Annotated in this window: 18 protein-coding genes and 1 pseudogene; 5 read left to right on the forward strand and 14 right to left on the reverse strand. The window is 39.8% G+C overall.

Features of this window, described 5'->3' with window-relative positions:
• Window positions 1-127 precede the first annotated feature (127 nt).
• The 5 genes from LPH68_RS21525 to LPH68_RS21545 form a co-directional block, all read right to left on the reverse strand.
• Window positions 128-973, reverse strand: a complete 846-nt coding sequence (locus LPH68_RS21525) for a DNA/RNA non-specific endonuclease (protein WP_004305190.1) — start codon at window positions 971-973, stop codon at window positions 128-130.
• Between the two features lie 84 nt (window positions 974-1057).
• On the reverse strand, window positions 1058-1993 hold the full coding sequence (locus tag LPH68_RS21530) for a carbohydrate binding domain-containing protein (RefSeq protein WP_230297128.1): 936 nt from the start codon (window positions 1991-1993) through the stop codon (window positions 1058-1060).
• Window positions 1994-2049: 56 nt separating this feature from the next.
• Window positions 2050-3201 carry a choice-of-anchor J domain-containing protein gene (locus tag LPH68_RS21535; RefSeq protein WP_230297129.1) on the reverse strand — a complete coding sequence of 384 codons (1152 nt, stop codon included), beginning with the start codon at window positions 3199-3201 and terminating at the stop codon, window positions 2050-2052.
• 21 nt (window positions 3202-3222) lie between these two features.
• Window positions 3223-4077, reverse strand: coding sequence for a DUF5689 domain-containing protein (locus LPH68_RS21540; RefSeq protein ID WP_004305195.1), 855 nt, complete (start codon window positions 4075-4077; stop codon window positions 3223-3225).
• Between the two features lie 47 nt (window positions 4078-4124).
• Window positions 4125-6653 carry a TonB-dependent receptor gene (locus LPH68_RS21545; protein WP_008024272.1) on the reverse strand — a complete coding sequence of 843 codons (2529 nt, stop codon included), beginning with the start codon at window positions 6651-6653 and terminating at the stop codon, window positions 4125-4127.
• Window positions 6654-6853: 200 nt separating this feature from the next.
• Here LPH68_RS21545 and LPH68_RS21550 point away from each other — a divergent pair, with 200 nt between their 5' ends.
• Both LPH68_RS21550 and LPH68_RS21555 read left to right on the forward strand, forming a co-directional pair.
• Window positions 6854-7879, forward strand: coding sequence for an endonuclease (locus LPH68_RS21550; RefSeq protein WP_004305199.1), 1026 nt, complete (start codon window positions 6854-6856; stop codon window positions 7877-7879).
• Entirely contained in the window at window positions 7876-9033 is a 1158-nt protein-coding gene (locus LPH68_RS21555; protein ID WP_117610643.1) for a DNA/RNA non-specific endonuclease, read from the forward strand. The genes LPH68_RS21550 and LPH68_RS21555 overlap by 4 nt, the downstream gene beginning before the upstream one ends.
• Before the next feature lie 218 nt (window positions 9034-9251).
• Here the strand turns inward: LPH68_RS21555 and LPH68_RS21560 are convergent, their stop codons facing one another.
• From LPH68_RS21560 to prfB, 5 genes are all read right to left on the reverse strand, one after another.
• Window positions 9252-10544, reverse strand: a complete 1293-nt coding sequence (locus tag LPH68_RS21560; protein WP_117610654.1) for a DUF4010 domain-containing protein — start codon at window positions 10542-10544, stop codon at window positions 9252-9254.
• A gap of 58 nt (window positions 10545-10602) precedes the next feature.
• Window positions 10603-11070 carry a CYTH domain-containing protein gene (locus tag LPH68_RS21565; RefSeq protein WP_004305204.1) on the reverse strand — a complete coding sequence of 156 codons (468 nt, stop codon included), beginning with the start codon at window positions 11068-11070 and terminating at the stop codon, window positions 10603-10605.
• Between the two features lie 118 nt (window positions 11071-11188).
• Window positions 11189-12241 carry a porin gene (locus tag LPH68_RS21570; RefSeq protein ID WP_117610644.1) on the reverse strand — a complete coding sequence of 351 codons (1053 nt, stop codon included), beginning with the start codon at window positions 12239-12241 and terminating at the stop codon, window positions 11189-11191.
• A 235-nt stretch (window positions 12242-12476) separates the two neighbouring features.
• Entirely contained in the window at window positions 12477-12611 is a 135-nt protein-coding gene (locus tag LPH68_RS26660) for a hypothetical protein (RefSeq protein ID WP_255679505.1), read from the reverse strand.
• A gap of 84 nt (window positions 12612-12695) precedes the next feature.
• A protein-coding gene (gene prfB, locus LPH68_RS21575) for a peptide chain release factor 2 (protein WP_143256892.1) occupies window positions 12696-13812 on the reverse strand; the annotation gives its coding sequence in 2 pieces (ribosomal slippage) (window positions 12696-13748 and window positions 13750-13812; 1116 coding nt in all).
• A gap of 99 nt (window positions 13813-13911) precedes the next feature.
• On the opposite strand from prfB, the gene LPH68_RS21580 reads away from it, so the two are divergent.
• Complete coding sequence (locus LPH68_RS21580) at window positions 13912-16830, forward strand: pitrilysin family protein (protein ID WP_181985774.1); 2919 nt, start codon at window positions 13912-13914, stop codon at window positions 16828-16830.
• Window positions 16831-17018: 188 nt separating this feature from the next.
• On the opposite strand, the gene LPH68_RS21585 is transcribed toward LPH68_RS21580, so the two are convergent.
• Window positions 17019-18833, reverse strand: a complete 1815-nt coding sequence (locus LPH68_RS21585; protein WP_004305211.1) for a long-chain fatty acid--CoA ligase — start codon at window positions 18831-18833, stop codon at window positions 17019-17021.
• A 109-nt stretch (window positions 18834-18942) separates the two neighbouring features.
• On the opposite strand from LPH68_RS21585, the gene LPH68_RS21590 reads away from it, so the two are divergent.
• Window positions 18943-20010 carry a M20 family metallo-hydrolase gene (locus LPH68_RS21590; RefSeq protein WP_117610646.1) on the forward strand — a complete coding sequence of 356 codons (1068 nt, stop codon included), beginning with the start codon at window positions 18943-18945 and terminating at the stop codon, window positions 20008-20010.
• 87 nt (window positions 20011-20097) lie between these two features.
• On the opposite strand, the gene LPH68_RS21595 is transcribed toward LPH68_RS21590, so the two are convergent.
• Entirely contained in the window at window positions 20098-21288 is a 1191-nt protein-coding gene (locus LPH68_RS21595; RefSeq protein WP_229097375.1) for a TlpA disulfide reductase family protein, read from the reverse strand.
• Window positions 21289-21372: 84 nt separating this feature from the next.
• Window positions 21373-22392 (reverse strand): DUF2059 domain-containing protein, encoded by a 1020-nt coding sequence (locus LPH68_RS21600; protein WP_149941786.1) that lies wholly within the window; start codon window positions 22390-22392, stop codon window positions 21373-21375.
• 337 nt (window positions 22393-22729) lie between these two features.
• On the opposite strand from LPH68_RS21600, the gene LPH68_RS21605 reads away from it, so the two are divergent.
• Complete coding sequence (locus tag LPH68_RS21605) at window positions 22730-23197, forward strand: hypothetical protein (protein WP_004324461.1); 468 nt, start codon at window positions 22730-22732, stop codon at window positions 23195-23197.
• Window positions 23198-23436: 239 nt separating this feature from the next.
• On the opposite strand, the pseudogene LPH68_RS21610 reads toward LPH68_RS21605, so the two are convergent.
• A pseudogene (locus LPH68_RS21610) lies at window positions 23437-24061 on the reverse strand (HU family DNA-binding protein).
• Window positions 24062-24372: the final 311 nt, after the last annotated feature.

Below are 24372 nucleotides of genomic sequence, written 5' to 3' on the forward strand. Positions count from 1 at the left end.
ATGCTTAAAGATACAAAAAAGGCAACTAACTCGCAATGAATTAGTTGCCTTAAATTTTATTATTTTAGGAATATCCCGAAGTATACCCCGCCTTGACAAAGAGTCTGTTATTATTAACGTGGTGATCTTATTCCAATCCCGGCCACGCTTTTGTTGAATACGTAGCCTCAAGCGCATTTTCTAAATTATCATTCAGACTCGGGAAGAAATCGATTCCTGTCTTTTCCTCCAGTTCGTCTATTGATAATGCATAGTCAACTAACTTTGTTGATTTCGGAGAGTCGGTATGCTCCATCCAAAAAGCGATCGCTTTGAATGAATCTCCTTTTTTAAACAACAAAGCCATATAATAATATCTAGGAATGGGCTTGCTACGGTCGTTACTAATATATCCTCTGATCTGATCTTCCTTATCAATCGTTCCTCCTTTTACCACATATAAGGTATCTGAAGATGTGCAGCTACGTCCCCATGATTGCACCTGTCCCTCCAAAGTCAACCAAATACCTGTATTAAATTTATTTCGTTGAGGACTCATATTAGTGTAATAAAAAGTCTGTTCATTTACCTCACGCGAATAAAGTCTGTCGGCAGAAGCACAAAGATGCCCTCTATCATAACCTTGTTTCCCAAAATCTGCTTGCACACGTTGGTATTGTGAACCGATAGCAGGATCTGCATCAAAAGGCTCATCACTACGTGATACATTTTGTTGCTTTGTTTGATTGTCAAATCGAAAGGCAATCCAACGGGAATGTTTCTTACTCTTATCGTATTCCATACTGAAAGAAGTTACTTTCTGCCCATTGAATGTGGTGTAGTGTGTTACAAACACATCGTTTGCACCATTGCGTAAGGCTGGGAGTTCTACGATGCCGGTGGCGAAATTATTGGAGTTGTTATTTTCATCTTTATCACAAGCGCAAAAGCTTATACATAATAAGCCCAGCCAAAGCAAAGTATTATATCTCATACAATATCAAATATTAAAAAAGAACTAAAACTGACCCAAACATTATTTGAGCCAGTTTTAGATTCTATTTTTGAGGAATACCAATTATTTTTTTACAACCAAAGATGCATTATCAATCAACATATCTTTAGCCGCAACAGACTTACTACCCGAACTCATAAATACAATAGAAACAGTTTGCTCTGCTTCCAACTCAATTGAATATTCATATTTAGTCCATTCATCAGTTAAAGCAATTGCAGTCGTTCCACTAACATAATTATATTTGCCACTATCCACCGTACCGTCTTCCTTTATTAGCACATAACCAACTTTCATATTAGCAGTAGCACCTGCTACAGCATTCTTTGCATATACAGAAAGTGTGTAATTTCCAACACTTAATTTTATATCATCACTACCTAAACGTTTATTACTCGTTGAGGTATTAGATATTAACACCGACATCGTACCATCTTGCGCGCTTTCTGTATATTTACTATAGGTAGCATTAGTTGCAGATTCTCTCCCCCAACCTTCTGGCTTAGTATCATTCCAAACTTCAAAACTACCATTCTTCAATAATTCACCTGATGGTTCCGGGGCAGTACCTCCTTCCACACCATATAATCTAATGTTATAAAGACGGAAACCTACAGTGTTATCAGCTACATCAGCAACAAACTTTAACGTAGAAGCATCAGTACCTGCAACCTCCACTTCCACTTGCATAGAATAGAAAATATTAGCTTCTTTATTTGCTGCGCTCACAACCTTACTTGCTGCCACTACTTCCTTGTCATTCAAAACAACTTTGATAGCACTCAAATCTGCAGTTTCACCTGCATTATACACATTAGACGCTACTTCATAAGCAACAATGAACTTACTATAACCAGAAGCTTTTATATTAGAAATTGAGAAATTCACCTCACTATTTTTAGGAAACCAAGCATGATTCACCATAGGTGCATCTGAAGAAACTTCAGGAGTCTTATGAGCAATAGCACGTATATCTCCACTCGTTGCTGCAAAAGTCAAATTCGAATTATCCCAACCCTGATAAGCACTTATAGCTGGTCTTTCTTCATCTTTTCCTATAATCTTAGCACCAAACTTTTCTGTAAATATTTCAGTTCCTCAACAGGAGGTTCAGGAGTTTCACCACCTTCACCTTCTCCAACAATCTTCACATTCTTCACTTCCCATGTACCTACATTAGAAGTAGTACTTATATATTTGAAAGCAAATTGAATATTTTTACCAACATAGCTAGCAAGGTCAATATTACCAGAAGAAACAAATTTCCAATCCTGATTAGTTCCATAAGTTGGTATAGTAGCTTGAGTCCAATCAGAAGCAGTACTTTCCTTCACCCATATAGTCAACTCTTTTGCAGGATCACCACAGAATTTATGAGCATGTTCAAATGTCAATGAAGCTTTGGTCGCTTTTGTCAGATTTACAACAGGAGATATCAACCAGCTTTCTGATGCTTCTTTTTCTGTTGCAGAGATATAAGCACTAGCTTTCATATATTTGCTGGCAGTTCCGCCAGTCTCCGGTGTATAAGACTCCCATTTCCAGATTTCGCTTACTTTAGTAGGACGTGTTTTATCTTCAATAGTAAATGTACCTTTATCTGAAGCAAATGATTCTTCAAAGAATGTAACTCCGCCAACCGGAGGCGTAGGCTCATCTCCCCCTTCACCAATAATAGTGCCATCTTCCAATATCGCAGTTGTAACTTCTTTCAATCCCGGTAATCCCCATGTATTTTTCACTAAGGTTCCTTTCAAAGTCACTAAACGAGGAAGAGGAGTTGTTGCATTATCAACCAAATTTAAAGCTGCCTTAACTTCAGAGCAGCCAGCAGTTTTACCACTTAAATTAACCGCTGAACAATTCTTATAATCGCTTTCTCCACGGTCATCTGCAATCAGAAATGCAGTAGCTTTCACACCTGTGGGTTGTGTTCCAAAAACAACATCATTTTCAGAACTTATGGACATATCGGTAGAAGACTTAATACCTGCTACAATATATGCTTGTACCCAAGCTACAGTAGTACCATCGGCCTTAGCCTTTAAATCTGATACAGTATATGGATTATCTTTAGAACCATCACCCGTCAGCCCCGGAACATCACCCTCTCCCAATATATCATAAGGAGCCGGTACATCACTACATGAACTAAATGTGAACACTGCAAGCAGTGTCAAGAATAAAGCATTTAGAATCTTTTTCATAATTGTATATTGTTATTTGAATTATTTATTGCGTTTTACATCACTGCCAGTACGAATAATCAATTGCCAAGCATTGTTATATCGGGTCAGTATACCTGTCACATTTAAAGTACCTTGCGGAAGAACATCTTTTGAGAAGTTAGCATAGATACTGGTATGTGCCACAGCCGCAGACTTAGTACCATCAGCATAGTTGATATTGCGTTCTACAAAAGAAAGATTTGGATTGGCTACATCTTCCTCTGCTGCATAAGTTGTAGTACCATTTGCATCCGGAAAACTTACATTTTTTAATGTAACAAGCAATGGCGCCTGCTTCATATCCACAGCGGTCAATTCTGCAGCCGTAGAGATTTCTAAAGGTCTTAATTCATCATAAAACAACTTCGGTTCATTAATCAAACGTACATGCTGTTTCCATACATATTCGGGCATACGTCCCACTTTACCTTCATAAATTGAACCGATTTGTGCAAGCTTACGGTAACTACCGATTTGCAATCCCTTACAGTCAATTACGACTTTTTGACCTACCGGACAAAAGGCATATAATCCGGAATTATTAACTCCTACAATAATAGCACCTGTTTCATCACCAACGACAAGCTGTTTGTAGATGTTCCCACTTTCATCATCTCCAATTATTACACCTTCAATACGTGTTTCATCCTCAATAGTAGTATACGTATCAGTACTCGTATCGATGAAATCATTGTATTTCTCTTTCAGCGCAGCTATTGAAATGGTGCGTCCTTCCGGGATTGAATTATTGCCATAAGCATTTCCCGTCACCGGATCATCATAGTTCTCACAGGAAGTGAGACCTGCGCCACATAGCAGCAATCCGGTACATAATATAGATAGTAATTTCTTCATAATTGTTTCTTCCTTTCTTATTGTTTTGGATTGATAACTACACATTCTTAAAATCTATAACCAATGTTCAAGAAAGCGTTGAACGGGAATGCGTAGAAATACTTAGAGTTCTTAGAAAACTTGTAAACACGTGCGTCACCGTCTTTGTAATTATCATCACGGTTTTGTTCGAAACCGCCTGTACGCAAATCTGTATTGTTCAAGATATTAGTCAAACTCAAATTAAGGCTAATGCTCTTTCCATTACGTAAACGAATGTATTTTCCGATGGAAGCATCCAACATAAATCCACCATCCAGTTTCTCCTGACCTGGTACATGGAGAACCGGATTTCCATTAGCATCTACGCCGGCACCATTTTTATCCAATACGCTGCCAAGACGACGATAGCTTGAGAAATCGATATATACACGATCATAATAGTTTCCGGTCAAATTGAAGAACCAACCTTTTACGTTATAATCCAAAGCAAGGCTATAAGCAGAAAGCGGAGTACCATTAGCACGCATACCTTTAGCATAAACACGATCGAGGTTTGACTCATTCTCACTTTCATATGTCAATACAGCATCCGGATTATTGGTGTATTTAGCTTCACTCCAAGTACCGATAGCCGTCAATGAAAGTTCACTTGTCAACTTAAAGGTAGCCGCTGCTTCTATTCCCCAATGTTCCTTTTCAATGCCATTCATAGAAAGATAAGTGAAACGTGCTTCGCTATCATTATAAAAAGCATCCATTTCTACCTGATTCTGGAAGCGAGTGTAATAACCAGTCAAACGTCCCATCACCCATGGAGTGTTGAAGTTATAAGTCAAATCACCACCAATGATACGCTCTGTTTTCAAGTCTCTCACAAAGTCATTCTTAATACGTGGAGCAATAAAAGAGTTATAGGCCAACGGTGCACGTTCTTCATATCCGGCATTCAACGTGAAAGAATGGTTACCATTGATAGCCCAATTCAAACCGGCTTTTATACCTCCTTCAAGGAATTTAGCCGTACCGCTGCTACCAAGTGATTTCAACGGAGCACGTCCGTTTCTCATCAATCCATCGCGGAACATCTGTGTAGATCCTATCTTACCGGAAGCAAAATAGTTTAATGACCCGCCATTGTTACCCTGATAACGCACCCATGCACTCTGCTTATTCACATAGATGTTATAATCATAACCAAATTTATCACCTTCACCAATACGGCGGTTAGGATTATCAAGATCATTTTGCACCATACTGGAACTAGCTCCATGATCGCGCACTGCAAATTTGTCGACGTCAGTATAAAGCTGTCCGCCCAGCAAATCCTTCATTTTTTTATAATGCATACCTTTGGTTGTATTCACGGCAACTCCCGCAATGTAGCTGTTGTGTTCATTCCATTGATGATTGAATACCGAACTAAGGTTGAAAGCCAACTGATCATCATGACGTTCTTCTACATAATAAAGTGTCTCTTTACCTAATGCATTCGCCTGTTTATTGGCAAAATAAAGAGCATCCCAATCTAACTGACGATAAGCTTTATTATTTTTCCAATTATCTGTAACTTCATTAAACTGCTGCAATTCATCGGCAGTAGGAACAGATTCCCATACATCAAAGATTGAGCTAGGCAACTTTTTATAATAATCCGGGCGTGGATCGGCCGCATTACCATTCCAGCCTAGAGCACTTTTCCCATAGTTGGAATATTTGAATCCGGCACTTGTCACTAACTTCTTATTATCATCAATGGTGAAATTCCATGAAGCAATAGCCGATGGTTCGAACTGACGTACAATACGTGCATTTCGTTTTTCTCCATTCTGATATCCCCAGTTCGGATTATAATAATGACTGTTCGCTAAATAATAAGCTTCTTCGGTTGCCGCCATTTGCTGTCCTCTCTCTGTCGGTGTTCCCCAAGTTGCCAAAGAGAGACTATGGCGTTCGTTGAATACTTTCTCCGCACCGAGAAAGTAAGAAAAAGAATTATATTTGATTCCTTCAATATTTCCCTCATTACCCCAGCGATAACCCAATGATCCGGTAAATGCCCAACCATTGTTCATCAGACCTGTAGAATAAGTATACATTCCACGCAAAATGTAGTTGCGGTTACTACCTGACAGTGTTAGTTTTGAGCCGGCCGCATATTGGCTGGCACGTAAATTGATATTGGTGGCACCTCCTATCGCGCCAAAAGTAAAGTTGTTAAATTCAAAAGGACCGATCCCTTCCTTATTACGGGTAGCATCGTTCAATCCTCCTATTAATCCGTAGCTGAAACGTCCTGTTTCTGCATCATTAAACTGTACCCCATTGATATACATGTCACTGTACTGGGAATCATATCCCCTTACACGAAATCTCATTGGGCTAAACAGATAACCTACATTTGACAGATAAACATCATTGTTAGAAGTGACCAATGCAGATGTGCTCTGTGCTGCATCATCATCCTCATTCAATTGTGATTCTGTAAACATGAAAGAAGCATTGTCCTCACGGGCGTTTTGCTTTGCCTTTTGCTGCGCAAAAAGTGCTGGCATTAAGCAAAATAGCACGATCGCTAACCCTAGTCGTTGTTTCATAATTTAATTTATATTAATGTTAATTGGTCTTTCATTTTGCAACATAAAAGAAATATGTTGTTACGCAAAATAACAAAGAATTTTATATATAACAATGTTTTTTGCAAAAAAAGTAACTAGCAAGGGTGGTTTTTCCGTTTTCTTTTTAGATATTTGTCATACAAATGACAAATTACCCACTTTTAAAATCAATTTTAAAGATGAAAAAAAGCTTAATGACTTTAGGTGTACTCGCTCTTTTTGTCCTCATGGCCTACGGACAAGAAAAGAAATTTGCCCTCTACAGTGTAGCGTTCTACAATATGGAGAATTTGTTTGACACCATTCATGATGAAGGTAAGAATGACTACGAGTATCTTCCTAACGGTACTAATCAGTGGAATACGATGAAGTATAAGGCTAAGCTGAAAAACATGTCGGAAATATTAAGTATGTTAAGTACCGACAAGTTACCAATGGGTCCCGCCATTATCGGCGTTTCTGAAATCGAAAATTACAGAGTATTGGAGGACATACTGAAACAACCTGCTTTAGCGGACAGAGGGTACCAATATGTTCACTACGAAGGAGCAGACCAACGTGGTGTGGACTGTGCTTTCTTCTATAATCCCAAATTGTTTGAACTGACAAATAGTAAACTCGTACCTTATGTATATATCAATGATACGGTGCATAAGACACGTGGTTTCCTGATTGCCAGCGGTAATATCGCAGGTGAGAAAATGCACTTTATCGTCAATCACTGGCCTTCGAGAGCAGCTGCTTCTCCGGCGCGTGAACGCGCAGGGGAGCAGGTTAGAGCGATCAAAGACTCACTGTTAAGGGAAGACTCCGCAGCCAAAATTGTTATCATGGGGGATATGAATGACGACCCGATGGATAAAAGTATGGCCGTAGCACTTGGAGCTAAACGTAAGCCTGCTGATGTAGGACCTACAGATTTGTACAATCCTTGGTGGGATACTTTGAAAAAAGGATACGGAACTCTGATGTACAAAGGCAAATGGAATTTGTTCGATCAAATCGTATTCACCGGGAATTTATTGGGCACTGATCGCAGTACACTGAAATTCTATAAACATGAAATCTTCCGCCGTGATTTTATGTTCCAAAAAGAAGGGAAATACAAAGGTTATCCTAAACGGACGCAAGCAGGTGGTGTATGGCTAAATGGGTATAGCGATCACTTGCCTACTATTATTTATCTAATTAAAGAAGTGAAATGACAAAAGCATTATTTAAACTATTCATCCTGTTCATAACTTGTAGCACTGTAATCTCATGTAGTGAACAGGATTCTCCAGAACTTCCGGACAATCCGGGCAATACCAATCAAGGAATTGCCTCTATTGACCAAACGCAAATCAATGCAAATGGAGGCGGATTTATCATTCGTGTAAAAGCTGATGGCACATGGCAGGCTTCAAGTAGTGAGACTTGGTGTACATTGAGTAGAACATCCGGCAATGGAAATGGCTCTATCAGTGGATATATGAAAGCAAATACCGGAACTGAACGAAGTGTCATTATTACAATCATAGCAGGGAAAGAAAAAGCAGAGTTTACACTCAAACAATTAGCAGGCAATGGTTCTAATCCTGATCCAGATCCAGACCCGGAAAAGCCTTCAGGATATGCAGGGAGGATTGAAATTCCAGCTTTGCGTTCTGGAGATATGTATAAGTTCATCACACACACTACTAAAGAGAATAACAAAGAGATTATTACTTATAGCTATGAGTATGATTGTAACAAAATGCATTCTCGTTGGGTCGCATGCACTTTTAGCACCGCCACTTCTGACCAAGATGCAGGAAGAAATGAGAACTTTACAGAAGATCTTTCATTACCTCCAGCATACAGACTTGGAGAAAAAGCTTTTTCTGGTTCTAACTACAGTAGAGGACATTTAATAGCTTCCGAAGACAGACAATATTCAGTAGCAGCCAACAAAAAAACATTCTACATGTCAAATATGAGTCCACAAATTCAAGATGGATTCAACGGAGGTATTTGGCTAAATTTAGAAAGACAAGTTCAAAGTAAAGGCTATAGCATTACTAATTCAAAAGATACATTATATGTAGTAAAAGGGGGAACAATTAGGGATGACCAGATACTAAAATATATATCTGATGGCTCTCATAATATAGCCGTTCCCAAATACTATTTTATGGCACTGTTATCCCTTAAAGATGGAAAATATTCTGCCATAGGGTATTGGTTTGAGCATAAATCTTATAATAGTAAAGAACCCTTTTCTAAATATGAGGTTACTATAGACGAGTTAGAAGCTAATACGGATATTGATTTTTTCCCTAATCTTCCTTCAGACATAGAAAAAGAGGTAGAAAAGAGTAAAGACAACTGGAAATGGTAACAAGTCATACCACTACTTAAAGATATTCAACAAATATCTCACTTTGAATTTAAATGAAGAGTAAGTTTCCTTTTTAATGAAATTTACTCTTCATTTTTTATCCATTTCACTTTATCGAGTATAGTCGATAAAAACACCTCTATTTTATCGATTATATTCGACAAAATAGTAAATTACTTGAATTGGATTAATGAAAAACGATCAATTGCTCGCTTTTCTTAAATATAAAAGAACAGCAACAAAACGAGATTACAAGTAATTACCACACCGAATCCTCCCAAAATCCAAGGACGAAGTTTACTCCCCTTTCCTGCAAAGAATAGAGCATAGAACATATTTACCATTATATTACTAATGATAGCCTGCATACTACAAGCAGTAATTATCAATGCAGCCACACTACCTGTATTTTGCAACAAGTTTAAGATGAAAGGAGTTATATCACTAAAACCGGAAACAAAAGACAAGAGATTTAATCCGCCTGTGCCCGCATACACTAACGTATAGTGAGTTAAGAAAGTAAATATCACAAAGAGTACGGCAAAAATCAAAGCAACTTTAAATTCCAACGGGTTGCTACTATCATCCTCTTCTGTTTCAGCAGGCTGGTCTTCCGGTCGTTTTTGTCGGGAATGGATAAACCAAGCAACAATAGCCGCCACCACCGCCATAGTCAACAGATACGGATAAATAGACAGGAAGATTTCTCTACTGAAAATAAGTATCAGTATCATAAATCGCAGAAACATCATGCTAACAGCCAGCAACATGGCAGCAACATAATCAGTCGCTTCCAGCTCTGATGCTTTTCGGCTTTTACGGGCAAGTACCGAGATCGTAGCCGTACTGCTGTATAATCCACCAATAATACCGGAAACTAACGTTCCGGATTCATGGAATACATATCTCTTTAATAGATAAGAGAGATAGGAAATGCCGGATACTACTACCGTTGCCAACCAGATAGAATAAGGAGTAAGATTAATATCCGGAATCAGATTCTTATGTGGAAGCATCGGCAAGATAATACCACTGATAGCTAGGAACTTTGCCAACGTAATCATTTCATCATTCTTCATTCGTTGCGCAAATTCCGTAAAAGTATGTTTGAGTTCAGTCAGCAGGAGCACAGTCACAACTACCATGACATAAAACCAGGAAGGTTGGGTAGCTACGATAGGAGCCATACAATAAGTAATCAGGGCAATAATGATGGTAGTTACACCAAAAACATGAAATTGTGATTGCTTTACATAATAGTTTAATCCCAACAGCAATCCCAATACCGCTCCACCTCCCATAAACAGACGCATATCCGTAGGGTCTAAGATATAAAGCAAGTAACCCAGTATACCAATAAAAGTAAAAGTGCGGTCAGTTCCGAAAAGAGTAGTCTCCCCCTCACGCTTCAGACTGATTCGACGTTGCGAAAGTCCAATTAATAAAGAAAACAAGGTTACTAAAACAAAAGTAACCAATTCACGCGGCACATAGCTGTACAACTGTTCCATATCCATACACTGCTCTCTTTTTTATATAAGAACAAATATACGGTTTATTTGTTAACGCTCACCACGTTTTATACGGTTTTTTCATTAGCTGTGAATTATAGTAGCGTATGTCGCCCGTTACCTCCTCACCAATAAAGTCGGGTTTTACAAAAGCCTCATCTTCCGATTCCAACTCTACTTCTGCCACAATAAGTCCTTCATTCTCACCATAAAACTCGTCGACTTCAAATACATGTTTGCCACTACGTACCAAATAACGGGTCTTGTCAATAATCCCCGGTTCGCAAAGCCTCATCAATTCTTCTGCTTCTGATAAGGCCAGCTCCTTTTCCCATTCATAACGACTGGTACCGGAAGCATTAGAAGCTCCCTTTATTGTCAGATAACCTTTTTCATCCCGAATACGAACCCGGACAGTACGCCCGCGAGCACTACTGATATACCCCTGCACAATATGACTCTGCGCAAAAGCCGAAGACTTGAATTCACCGATAACTAAAAATTTACGTTCTATTTCCTGTGCCATGGCACAAAGATAAATTAAAAATTGAAAATTGAGAATTAAAAAATGATAGTTTGATACCTCACATCATGTATCAGAAAACTACAATTCTTAATTCTCAATTTTCAAGTCTCAATTTATTTCAGAATCTCGTCATAAACTCAATCACGATTTTGTCCCGTTCCGATTCTTTTGGAACACCGGAGTTCTTATAGAAATATTTCTCGAAGTTCAGTCGGAGGTCAGCAATGAAAGCTTTGGAAAGACTTAGTGTGATTCCGCCTGTCACACGATGTCGGGCATAATCATTTATAATCAGAGCTTCTGTCGTTTCATCCATCTTGCCATCACTATGATCGGTCATCATATCATAGCGAACCAGGAAAGAGATTTTATTGAACACTTTCTTTAATGGTAAATCGTAATTAATAAAACTATTCACTGCATGAACATCTTTAAATGCTTCGTGACCGTACATTTTATATAAATATTCCGCCTCAATATGAAAACGGTCATTCTGATAATAGATACCGGCATCGTACATATTAATCCGCACATTTTCCGGTTTTATCATTTGGGTGCTAAGTGTCAGATTCCAGTTCTTATTGGGCAATAACTGCGCTTTTATGGAGTAATTCAGCGTTTTATGCCATTCTTTCTGATTTGTCAGACCGGAGCCGTTAAACAATCCCCCTTCAAGAATAAATGGGATACCTTTTTTATTCGTATAACCAGCCGTCAAACCGACATCACGCACATTTCCTACTTGCTTGGCAATGAATGAACGGTTGGCAAAATACTGCTGATGTGGTGAGCGGTGAGCATCTATCGTGAAAGGAACGCGCATCTGACCGATCGTAAAATTCAGGTCTTTCACCGGAAAAACACGTGCATACGCATCAAGCATCTTGATAGAGCCTTCATCGGAAAGGTCGATTTCCGCTTTATAAGCAACTATCGGATGCACATTTCCCGAAACACTGAAGCGTGCATTACGTACTTCAAAACGGCTTTCACTTGTTTCTGTCTGGTATTCGTACTTTCCCCGGATTGTTCCGTGAATCTCCGGCAGATAATCCTTAAACTCCATGGTCTGTTTATCCAGCATCTTACCATCCCCTGCATCTTCTTTTGCCTGTCCAAAGGCCATTGTCGCCAGCAAAAGCATAACGACGGTTGTTCTGATTCTACTCATTTCAGTTGTCTGCTACTAAATTCACGGCAAAAGTACAACTGTGAGGATACACGGAGATGACAAATTAACTACGGGAAAATGACAGAAAAGTTACATTTATATTACAGAGAACACAAATGCATTACAAAACAAAGAGTTCGCCACAAATTACGCAGATTAACACAGATCGGATTTGATATTTATCCTATCAATAACCAAACAATCTGGGTTAACCGTATAATTTGTGGCGAACTTATCAGCCGAAAAAGGAAAATGCGATCAGCATAATCAATGCCAAAATAATAAATGAGACGAACACTATTTTGACAACCTTCTGGGCTTGTTCTTCTTCTTTCTTACTAATTGCTACTTTTTTCTTCACCTTACCCATAATAGTTAGCTTTAAAGTTCAACGCTAACAAAGTAAGTACAAATCTATTAACTTTCCAAAAATAATTCTTGCTAATTTTATTTTTTATGATTCTTGTGAAGAAAACTCCATCAAATAAGCTTTGATAAAACCATCTATTTTGCCATCCATCACGCCGTTCACATCCGAGGTTTGATAGTTGGTACGGTGGTCTTTCACACGACGGTCATCAAATACGTAGCTTCGGATTTGAGAACCCCATTCGATTTTCTTCTTACCGGCTTCCACCTTCGCCTGTTCTGCCATACGGTGCTGCAATTCCTTATCATATAAGATAGAACGTAACTGACGCATTGCATTCTCACGATTCTTCGGTTGGTCACGGGTTTCGGTATTCTCGATCAGGATTTCTTCTTCCTCACCGGTATAAGGGTCTTTATACTGATAACGCAAACGGACACCGGACTCCACCTTATTCACATTCTGTCCACCGGCACCACCGCTTCGGAACGTATCCCAAGAGATATTGGCAGGCAAAATATTAACTTCAATACTGTCATCTACCAACGGAGTAACAAACACAGAAGCAAAAGAGGTCATACGTTTACCCTGCGCATTGTAGGGAGAAACACGAACCAAACGGTGCACACCGTTCTCTCCTTTCAAATAACCATAAGCAAAGTCACCTTCGATATTGATAGTACAGGTTTTGATTCCGGCTTCGTCACCTTCCTGAAGGTTGGCAATGGTAGCTTTATAACCATTCGTCTCGGCATAACGCAGATACATACGCATCAACATGGAAGCCCAGTCCTGACTTTCCGTACCACCGGCACCTGAATTGATTTTCAGCACACAATCCATCTGGTCGGCTTCATCACGAAGCATATTTTTGAGTTCGAGTGCCTCTACCGCCTCACTGGCTTTTGCATAAGCAGCATCTACATCTTCCTCAGTCACCAGTTCTTCTTTATAGAAATCAAATGCCAGTTCGAGTTCGTCTGCCAGCGTTTTGAGTTCGTTGTAACCCTCAATCCACTTTTGCAGGTCTTTCACCAGTTTCATTTGAGCTTCGGCTCTCTTCTGGTCATCCCAGAATCCCGGAGCTTGTGTTCTTAATTGCTCTTCTTCGACTTGAATTTTCTTCCCGTCGATGTCAAAGATACCTCCTCAGCGCATCAGTGCGCTCTTTCACGTCTTTAAGTTGTTCAATAGTAATCATTTGATTTACAATTTTATTATTTACAAATTTCAGATATCGGGGACAAAGATAAGCAAAATTCTGCTACCTTTGTTTTTGTTATTAAAATGTTGTCATATTATGAACAAACGATTGAAACTTTCTTGCTTGTCACTCTTCCTGGCATTAGTGATTTGCAGCTGTAGCTCACAAAAGAAGTATAGCTACGAAACAGTGCCCAATGACCCGCTAAAAGCCCGCATTTACACACTGGACAACGGACTAAAGGTTTACCTCACCGTAAACAAGGAAACTCCGCGCATACAAACATTTATCGCAGTAAGAGTGGGCGGGAAGAATGACCCGGCAGAAACGACGGGACTTGCCCATTATTTCGAACATCTCATGTTTAAAGGCACCGACAAGTTTGGCACAAAAGACTACGCGACCGAAAAGCCTCTGCTGGATGCAATCGAACAACAGTTCGAAATTTATCGTAAGACTACGGATGAAGCGGAGCGTAAGGCGATCTACCACACCATCGACAGCCTTTCTTACGAAGCTTCCAAGTATGCTATCCCTAATGAATATGACAAATTAATGGCAGCCATCGGATCTACCGGCAGCAATGCTTATACCTGGTATGACCAGACGGTCTATCAGGAAGACATTCCTTCCAACCAGATAGAAAACTGGGCGAAGATTCAGGCAGATCGTTTTGAAAACAATGTAATTCGTGGTTTCCATACTGAATTGGAAGCTGTATATGAAGAGAAAAACATGTCACTCACCCGTGACAACAGCAAAGTACAGGAAGCTATTTTTTCTTCTCTTTTTCCCAAGCATCCTTATGGAACGCAGACTGTGTTAGGTACACAGGAGAACCTAAAGAATCCTTCTATCACGAATATCAAGAACTACTATAAACAATGGTATGTGCCCAACAATATGGCAATCTGTATGTCTGGCGATTTAGACCCGGATGCAACAATTGCATTAATCGATAAATATTTTGGTGGATTGAAACCCAATCCGGAACTCCCGAAACTGGACCTTCCGAAAGAGGCGCCAATCACGCAACCTGTTGAAAAAGAGGTGTTAGGTCCGGATGCCGAAAGCGTCGCATTGGCTTGGAGATTCCCCGGTGTATCCGACAAGGATTTTGAAATCCTGCAAGTCGTTTCGCAAGTATTATACAATGGAAAGGCAGGACTTATCGACCTTGACCTGAACCAGCAACAGAAGGTCTTGAATAGTTACGGTTACCCGATGGGACTGGCAGATTACTCTGCATTGCTGCTAGGAGGACTTCCTAAACAAGGACAAACACTGGAAGAAGTGAAAGACTTGCTACTCAGCGAAATCAAAAAGCTCCGTGCCGGAGAGTTCGACGAGAAAATGCTGGAAGCCAATATCAACAACTTCAAGCTCGGTGAACTACAAAACATGGAAAGCAACGAAGGACGTGCCGATATGTTTGTCAACTCATTTATTAACGGCACAGACTGGAAAAATGAAGTTACTGCCATCGACCGCATGGCCAAACTGACCAAAGAAGACATCGTAGCGTTCGCCAACAAATACCTGAAAGAAGATAATTATGCCGTTATCTACAAAAAGCAAGGAAAAGACCCGAACGAAAAGAAGATGACGAAACCGGAGATTACTCCTATCATAACCAATCGTGATGTAGCCAGTCCGTTCCTTGTGGAGGTACAGGAAAGCGCAGTTAAACCGATTGAGCCTGTGTTCCTCGACTATCAAAAGGATATGAGCCAATTAAAGGCAAAATCGGATATTCCGATTCTTTACAAGCAGAATGTAGCCAATGACCTGTTCCAATTGATTTATGTCTTTGATATGGGAAACAACCATGACAAAGCTTTGGGAACAGCATTCGATTATCTCGAATATCTCGGTACTTCGGACATGACACCGGAAGAACTGAAAAGTGAATTCTATCGCCTGGCTTGTACTTTCTATGTTTCTCCGGGTAACGAACGCACGTATGTCGTACTTTCCGGACTGAATGAGAATATGCCTGCTGCCGTACAATTATTCGAAAAGCTACTGGCAGATGCGCAGGTTAATAAGGAAGCCTATACTAATATGACCAGCGATATACTGAAAGCCCGTTCGGACGCCAAACTGAATCAGGGACAGAACTTCTCCCGTTTGATGAGCTTTGCCATGTACGGTCCCAAATCCCCTGCCACCAATCTACTGACGGAGGCGGAACTGACAAATATGAATCCACAGGAACTGGTAGACCGAATTCACAATCAGAACAGCTACAAGCACCGTATTTTATACTACGGCCCAAGCAGCAGCAAAGATTTACTGGCTACCATCAACCAATATCATCAGGTTCCGGCAGCCCTGAAGGATATTCCTGCCGGAAACGAGTATTCTTATCTCGAAACTCCCGTTACTAAAGTTCTAGTAGCTCCTTATGACGCCAAGCAAATATACATGGCACAGATATCCAATCTCGATAAGAAGTATGATCCTGCCATTGAACCTATCCGCGCATTATATGATGAATACTTCGGAGGGGGCATGAACTCTATCGTCTTCCAGGAAATGCGTGAAACACGTGGATTGGCTTATTCCGCCTGGGCTAGCATAATGCCGCCGAGCTACTTGAAGTATCCCTATGTACTACGTACACAGATTGCCACGCAAAACGACAAAATGATTGATGCCGTCACTACATTTAATGACATCATCAATAATATGCCGGAATCCGAAGCTGCTTTCAAACTGGCTAAAGACGGATTAACCAACCGTCTGCGCACCGAACGTATCATCAAAGGTGACATTATCTGGAGTTATATCAATGCACAAGATTTAGGGCAAAACGTAGACCCGCGCATCAAGCTCTACAACGACATACAGAACATGTCGCTAAAAGATATTGTCGATTTCCAAAAGCAATGGGTAAAAGGACGTACGTATGTTTATTGCATCCTGGGAGATAAGAAAGATTTGGAGCTGGATAAATTGAAAGCTGTAGGTCCTATTGAAGAATTGACCCAAGAACAGATTTTCGGATACTAAAAAGAAACGAGCCGGCCATAAATAATTAGCAGGTGTCAAAGCCCCCCTAAACACAAAGTTTACCCCTGTTACAAATTGAACTGTAACAGGGGTAATACTTTTAAAGAGAGCTCCAATACACTCTTTATTGTTTCCGATTTATTATTTACGGTTTATCGTTTCATTTTTAACGATAAACCGCTTATCGCCTATTTCTCACTTTCTTCGTACATCTTCTCTATCTGCTCACTATAATTCTTGGCAACCACCGCCCGTTTCAGTTTCAGTGTATTAGTCAATTCTCCACGTTCCATGCTGAATGGCTCAGGCAGTAAAGTGAAACGTTTGATTTGTTCATAGTGCGCAAATTGCTGCTGAAGTGTATCGATCCGCGCACGGAACAATCCTACAATCTTCGGATGCTGCAACAGTTCCGTCATATCCTTATATTCAATACCCTTTTCTTTGGCATACTCTTTCACAAATCCATATACAGGAACAATCAGAGCCGAGACAAACTTACGTTGATCGGCGATAATGGCAATCTGGTCGATATAACGGTCAATGACCAACTTCGTTTCCAAAGCTTGCGGAGCGACGTATTTGCCGTTTGATGTTTTGAATAAATCTTTAATACGTTCCGTCAGGAAAAGCTGTCCATTTTTAAAGTAACCGGCATCACCTGTATGGAACCAGCCATCCGGCTCAATAGCGGCAGCTGTGGCTTCCGCTTTTTTGTAATAGCCTTTTGTGATCGTCTTACCCCGAAGCAGGATTTCATTGTCTTCACCGATTTTCACTTCAATCCCCGGCAGTACAACACCTACCGAACCGATATCATAGCCAACCGGCAGTGTACAAGATACAGTAGCCGTAGATTCCGTCAGTCCATATCCTACCACCATATTGATTCCTACCGAATGAACGAATTCATTAATCTCATCGGGAACGGCAGCACCGGCAGTCGGGAAAAAGTTACCATTCTCAATACCGATTGTTTTTTTCAGCAAAGAATAGATAGTCTTTTCGTAAAACTTATATTTCAGTTGATTCATCACCGGAGGAGTCTTTCCCAGACGCAGATAATCCAGATTATGGATTCTACCTACCCGGATAGCATCCAGCATCAGTGCCTTCTTCAACCCTGTAGTTTCGTTTATTTTTTCCTGTACCCCTGCATACACCTTCTCCCAAAAACGGGGAACACTGCACATCAGTGTCGGGCGAATTTCCTTAATGGTTGTTTGTATATCTGCCGGACGGAGATTGATACAAATCTGCACTCCTTTATGAATACAGAGATAACACCATGCTTTCTCAAACACGTGTGTTAATGGAAGGAAGTTCATCGATACATCCTTATCCGACATCGTCGTCAAACGGTCATCATGTGTATGAAACTGTTCCAGATAACAAGAATGATGAAGCATAACCCCTTTCGGTTCCCCCGTTGTGCCGGAAGTATAGAGAATATTTGCCAAGTCATCATAAGAAGCCCGCTCCGTACGTTCTTCTACCGTATCATTATGAGGCAATCCCTCTCCCGTCGCCATAAATTCATCAAAATAGATAGATGATACGTCACGAGGGTCTTTTACCACCGAACGGTCAAAGATTATCAGTTGTTGCAAAGAAGAACAGAAACCAAAGATGCTGAAAGCGGCATCATACTGGTATTGCTCACCGACAAAAAGAAAACGAATCTGCGCATCATTAATGATATATTGCGCCTGCGCAGGTGAACTCGTTGCATAAAACGGAATGGTAACCGCCCGGTTGGCAAATGCACCAAAGTCTACATAGAACCATTCGGGTTTATTCTGTGAAAATATACCGATATTCTCTTGTTCTTCCACTCCCAATGCCACGAAAGCATTAGCTGCTTGCCGTACTGTTCCGGAGAACTGCTTCCATGAAATAGGAATCCATTGAGCTGTCTCATAGTCACGGTATTTTAAGGCTACCTTGTCGCCATATTTTTCGGCCTGACGATGGACCAGGACAGATAAATGATGATAAGTCATACTCTTTGTATTAGTAAATATGGTACAAAGGTATTAGTTTTATTTGAAACTATTGCTCAAAACGACTATCTTTGTGCAAAGATTAAGATATAGATAAAAGATTTGCACTATGAAATATGATATTCCATATATGACAACAGAGGCTGTAAGCCTGCTTAAATCACTGATTAGTATTCCTTCAATCAGCCGGGAAGAAACCCAAGCTGCGGATTTCCTGCAAAACTATATTGAAATGGCAGGTATGCAGACGGGACGTAAAGGAAATAATGTGTGGTGCTTTAGTCCTATGTTTGATTTGAAGAAGCCTACTATTTTACTTAACTCCCACATAGACACAGTGAAACCTGTTAACGGTTGGCGGAAAGATCCGTTCACTCCACGTGAAGAAAACGGTAAGTTATATGGATTAGGAAGTAACGATGCCGGTGCCAGCGTTGTTTCGTTATTACAGGTGTTCCTGCAACTATGTCGCACTTCGCAGAAGTATAATCTGATTTATCTGGCCTCTTGTGAAGAAGAAGTTTCAGGCAAGGATGGCATTGAGAGTGTATTACAGGGGCTCCCTCCTGTTGCGTTCGCCATAGTAGGTGAACCTACAGAGATGCAACCCGCCATTGCCGAGAAGGGATTAATGGTACTAGATGTTACCGCAACAGGTAAAGCAGGACACGCAGCGCGTAATGAAGGAGACAATGCAATTTACAAGGTATTAGACGACATAGCTTGGTTCCGTGACTATCGTTTTGAGAAAGAATCACCCTTGTTGGGTCCCGTGAAGATGAGTGTCACTGTTATCAATGCCGGTACACAACACAATGTGATTCCCGACAAATGTACTTTCATCGTTGATGTCCGGAGTAACGAACTTTACACGAATGAAGAATTGTTTGCTGAAATCAAAAAGCATATTTCCTGTGAAGCCCAAGCTCGTTCATTCCGTCTCAATTCTTCACGAATTGACGAGAAACACCCATTTGTACAGAAAGCTATGAAGTTAGGACGCGTTCCTTTTGGTTCTCCAACATTGTCCGACCAAGCCTTAATGTCCTTCCCATCGGTAAAAATTGGTCCGGGCCGTTCGTCACGTTCACACACGGCAGAAGAATATATCATGCTGAAAGAGATAGAAGAAGCTATCGGACTTTATTTAGAGTTATTGGACGGGCTTCTGATTTAATAAAAGTCATTGGTGAATTGATAGTTGTTATCCTATTATATAGTTCTCAACTATCAATTCACCCATACAATAAAAACAAAGCAACGATTATTCAAACAACTTCGATAAAGCTTCCTCCAGTTTTTCACCCCTTAAATTTTTGTCTATAACAATTCCCGTAGGATCTACAAGGAAAGTTCTGGGTATAGCATAGATACCATATATATCAGAAGCATCCACATCCAACAATTGTACCCAATTCATTCCAAGTTCTTCAATAGCAGCCCTCCAAGGTTTCAGTTTCCGATCTGTGGATATGCTAATCACCTCAAATCCCTTAGAAGCATATTTTTCATAGGCAGCTTTCACATTGGGCATTTCATGCCGGCAAGGTCCGCACCATGAAGCCCAAAAGTCAATCAAGACATATTTTCCCTTACCCACATAATCAGACAAGAGCTTCATGTTGCCAGCATTGTCTTTCACTTTAGCATCCGGGAAACGTTCGCCAATCTTTATCTTGGCATCCATCTCCTGCCGTTTCTTTTGTTCTTCACGCTGTTCCGGAGTCATTTTATTTTCAAGTTCCGCCTTCATTCGGAGCTCTGCTTGGTTCTTCTTTTCCACAATATTTCTCACCAAATTATTTTGTGAAAACAGAGGCGAAGCTTCTTTCATCAGAATCTTCATATCATCAAAAGGCATCATCATACCTCCAACGGAGAAAAGATATACACCCACTATACTATTCTTATAATCCTTTATACAATGTGATACTGAATCCATTTGTGCAAGAAATAGTTTATTATTCCGATCAAATTCCGCTTTAAATACAGTATCATTCCTCATCTTATCCGAAAATACTTCCGGTTTCATCCCAAGCATTAACTTATAAATATCATTCGATGTTTTCAACATATTATCCATTATTAGCTGCATACGATTTAAAGCTATATTCAATGAATCATTTAAAGGCGTTCCCCCTCTCCTATTCGCAGCAATATTTACTGATATTTCTCCTTTTTCGAAAATCAACGGATAGGTTTCTCCATCCATATCCTTGATGATTGCAATATCCGGCATCTGATGTACACCAGAAAAAGAGAACTTACCTTTTTCCACTGTTGTACTGTCCAAAACGACTTCTTTAGCTTGCTCTCCATCTCCCATCAGGCATAAATACAACAATTGATTATTCAATTCCTCATCAGCAATACCTCGGATAGAGAATTTCTCTTGGGCAGAAGAAAATATAGCAATAGCACAAAACGTGCATAAAATCATAATTCGATTTCTCATACGGAATAAGTTTATATCAAAAAAAAGTTCACACTCATGTTCAATACCTGCTATTGTCATTTCAAATTCTAATAATCATTTGAACTAATAATAGATCTTCTTATTTTTCTTATCGGAAACGACCTGATAATCTTTCACCTTTATATTAAAATATGATTTAGACTTTCCATCATCATTAGAAGGCAACTGTTCTTTATCTTTTTTGTGCGGCAACTCAAGAATATCTATTTCTTTCACACTCTTCTTCAGTTTCGGGAATAGAAGACTGATATAAATATATTTATGATTAAATCCTTTGACAGCCAACAGCCTACCCATCGGAGCTCCACCATCATATCCCCGCACATTATACTCATCGCCACTTTTCTTATCGATAATCTTAAATCCCGGACTATAATACAACCATTGCCAATCCCAATAAATAGGTTGTATGAATGTCACTTTAGTATCATTCTTTCTCCTTTCAATCGAATATAAAGAAGGAGTTGTAGACCTCCCATTCTCATACGCTTTCTCATACACCTCTTCAGGAACTATAACTATACTATCGCTTGGAAGCATATAGGCTTGTGCATATAATTCTTTATCACGCTTCTGCTTTTGCTCATATTCTTTCAACCGCTGTTCACCTCTTTTTGCTCGTTCACTTTTCTCTGATCTAACCACTTTGAATGTCTCTGTCTGGAGTTGCTTCACTAACAACGGCATTGTCTCACGCATAACAATCAATGAAGCCTCTTTATATTTCTTACCTACGGGAGATTCATAAAATGCAGCAACAGCTTTTAATTCTTCCAAAGTTAAATGCTTCTCATAAACAGGCATATACATTTCAAACACCTTACTTTCTATTTTCTCTTTCCAGTTTTTAGAAAACTCATTCCAATAAGCCTCATCCTTTTCCGGCGCATTTAATTTCATCACAGATGTGATTTTTTGGAAGAAGTCATCCGTAGTAGCCGAAGCGCCGGAAAGTACCATAATCTTTTTCAACGTTTCTTTGTACTCATCTGTCGCATTTGTATTTTGTGCAGAAGCTGGTAAAATTAAAGTAAACAGTGCAATTATGCACATCATTACTTTGGGAAGGAAAATGTTTTTCATAATTATCTGATTTTATTTATTTTGATTCCATATTTTATTTTGCATTTCCTACAAAGATACACATTAAATCTATATCATTTAATAGAATAGTACAATCAATGAGGCTACTATCCGGCTGCCCTGCAATGTATAGATAAACGAAATATCCCCTATTCATCCCTAATTATAACATTCATCCCCCTCTCTTATCAAAATGGCTTTGAACAATTCATTTCATCTTTTGATATGATATTATTATCTTTTTCTCACATACTTCGTTCATTTTTCGTAATTAACGCTATCTTTGCAATAGGTCGCTAAATCTACATAAGACTTTCAAAATACATAATATACGAATATGAAAAAGATTTTATTTTTATATATCATTCATCTAGGATTTGCCCTACAACCCATACAAATTCAAGCTTGTTGTCTCGACAATGAGGCTGTTCTCGCCAATGGGACTGCCATTATTCTACAATCACCTAAAGTGGACAATACCAAAACCATTCAGTTCATCAAAGATTTCTACGCAAGCTACGTTTTTGGAACAAAGAATTATGTTCCGGCAGTAAAAAAGCATTGTACAGCCAAATTGCAAAAGCAGCTGAAAGATAACTACGAGTATGACGGCGAAGGATATGCGATATGGAACTTCCGAACAGGTATGCAAGACGGACCAAGCGACATATCTAAAGTAACATCAGTAACTGCATTGGGAAATGGTTTATACAAGGTCAATTTCATTGATATGGGAATAAAGGGTAACCGTACTTTGAAAATTATCGACGTAAACGGGACACTGAAGTTCGATGCTATTAAATAATCCCCTCTAAGCAGATATATTATCAATTTAACAGATAACTAAAAAAGCCTTACTATTCAATCAAATAATGAAAGTAAATCATCTATAAGACTACATCTTTCACCACTTTCACCTTCTTCCCGAAACCTCCATCCAGAGCAGGAAAGCGGGTGAAAGCGACCATGCAAAAGCCCTTCTATCACGCTTTCACCATTTTCACCGACACACTTCAAATCGACGCTTACTCAAATCGTTTCCATTTACCGCCGGAGCACATCACGAGATACCCCGTAATAACCCGCTGCAGCCACATAAATCGGCTGCATACGTTTGCCGATATTTCGCAATTTACCTTCTTCCAGCAATCGCCGGAGATGACGATTCGCCGTAGTCCGTGTCATGCAGCATACTTCCTGAAAATCATAACGAAGCATTACGTCATGATCGGCGAAATATTCCTTCAGCCGCATATCTATCTCCACTGCCGACAAAGATTCCGAATGGTGCGCATACTTACTCCGGCTGGCTTTGACACCTACTAATTCACCCCGCAGGCGGGCATCCGGACGGAAACCGATTGTTTTCAGTTCCATCTTCGACCATTTGTTTTTAGTACTGCGGGTCACCTTTTGCGTGCTCCTCAAAATAGCCTAGCCCCTCGATATGTACCTCGCGTCCTTCACGTAGTTCTTCACCACAAATTTGGGCAAGCATCTCGAACGCATTTTTTACATCACCTACAGAAAGCGAACTGCGTCCGTGAATCATCCGGCACAGTTTATCCGTTCCCACCTTACCATTCAAAAAAATGCGGGGATGCAAACCTTTCTCTTCCGAATCATCGGACTCACCGGGATTCTCATACCAATCGTAAAGTATAGCCATTAGTCGTTAACGTTTTGATAGTGAATATATTTCATGTAAAAACTTTAAGTTTATTATCAAACCACTACCGTGGTTCATTTAAATCACACTCGTTATCCAATTAAATCACTCTTGTCATTTAATTGGACCACGAAAGTGAATCAACAATAACTCTTCGTCAAACAGGGAAAACGCATGAGTTAAAACGCTTTAATAAAGGTGTTTATCAAATTAGTTAGATACTCGTCACTCCAGCCAGCCTTCTTCCTTTTCCTATTGACAGAAGTCTTCTTGTCTTCATCCTGATAATTCTTCAAAATGGTCAATGCCAT

Origin of the sequence: Bacteroides sp. 1_1_30 (genome assembly GCF_020982715.1) — a bacterium.
GTDB classification, from domain to species: Bacteria; Bacteroidota; Bacteroidia; order Bacteroidales; family Bacteroidaceae; genus Bacteroides; species Bacteroides xylanisolvens.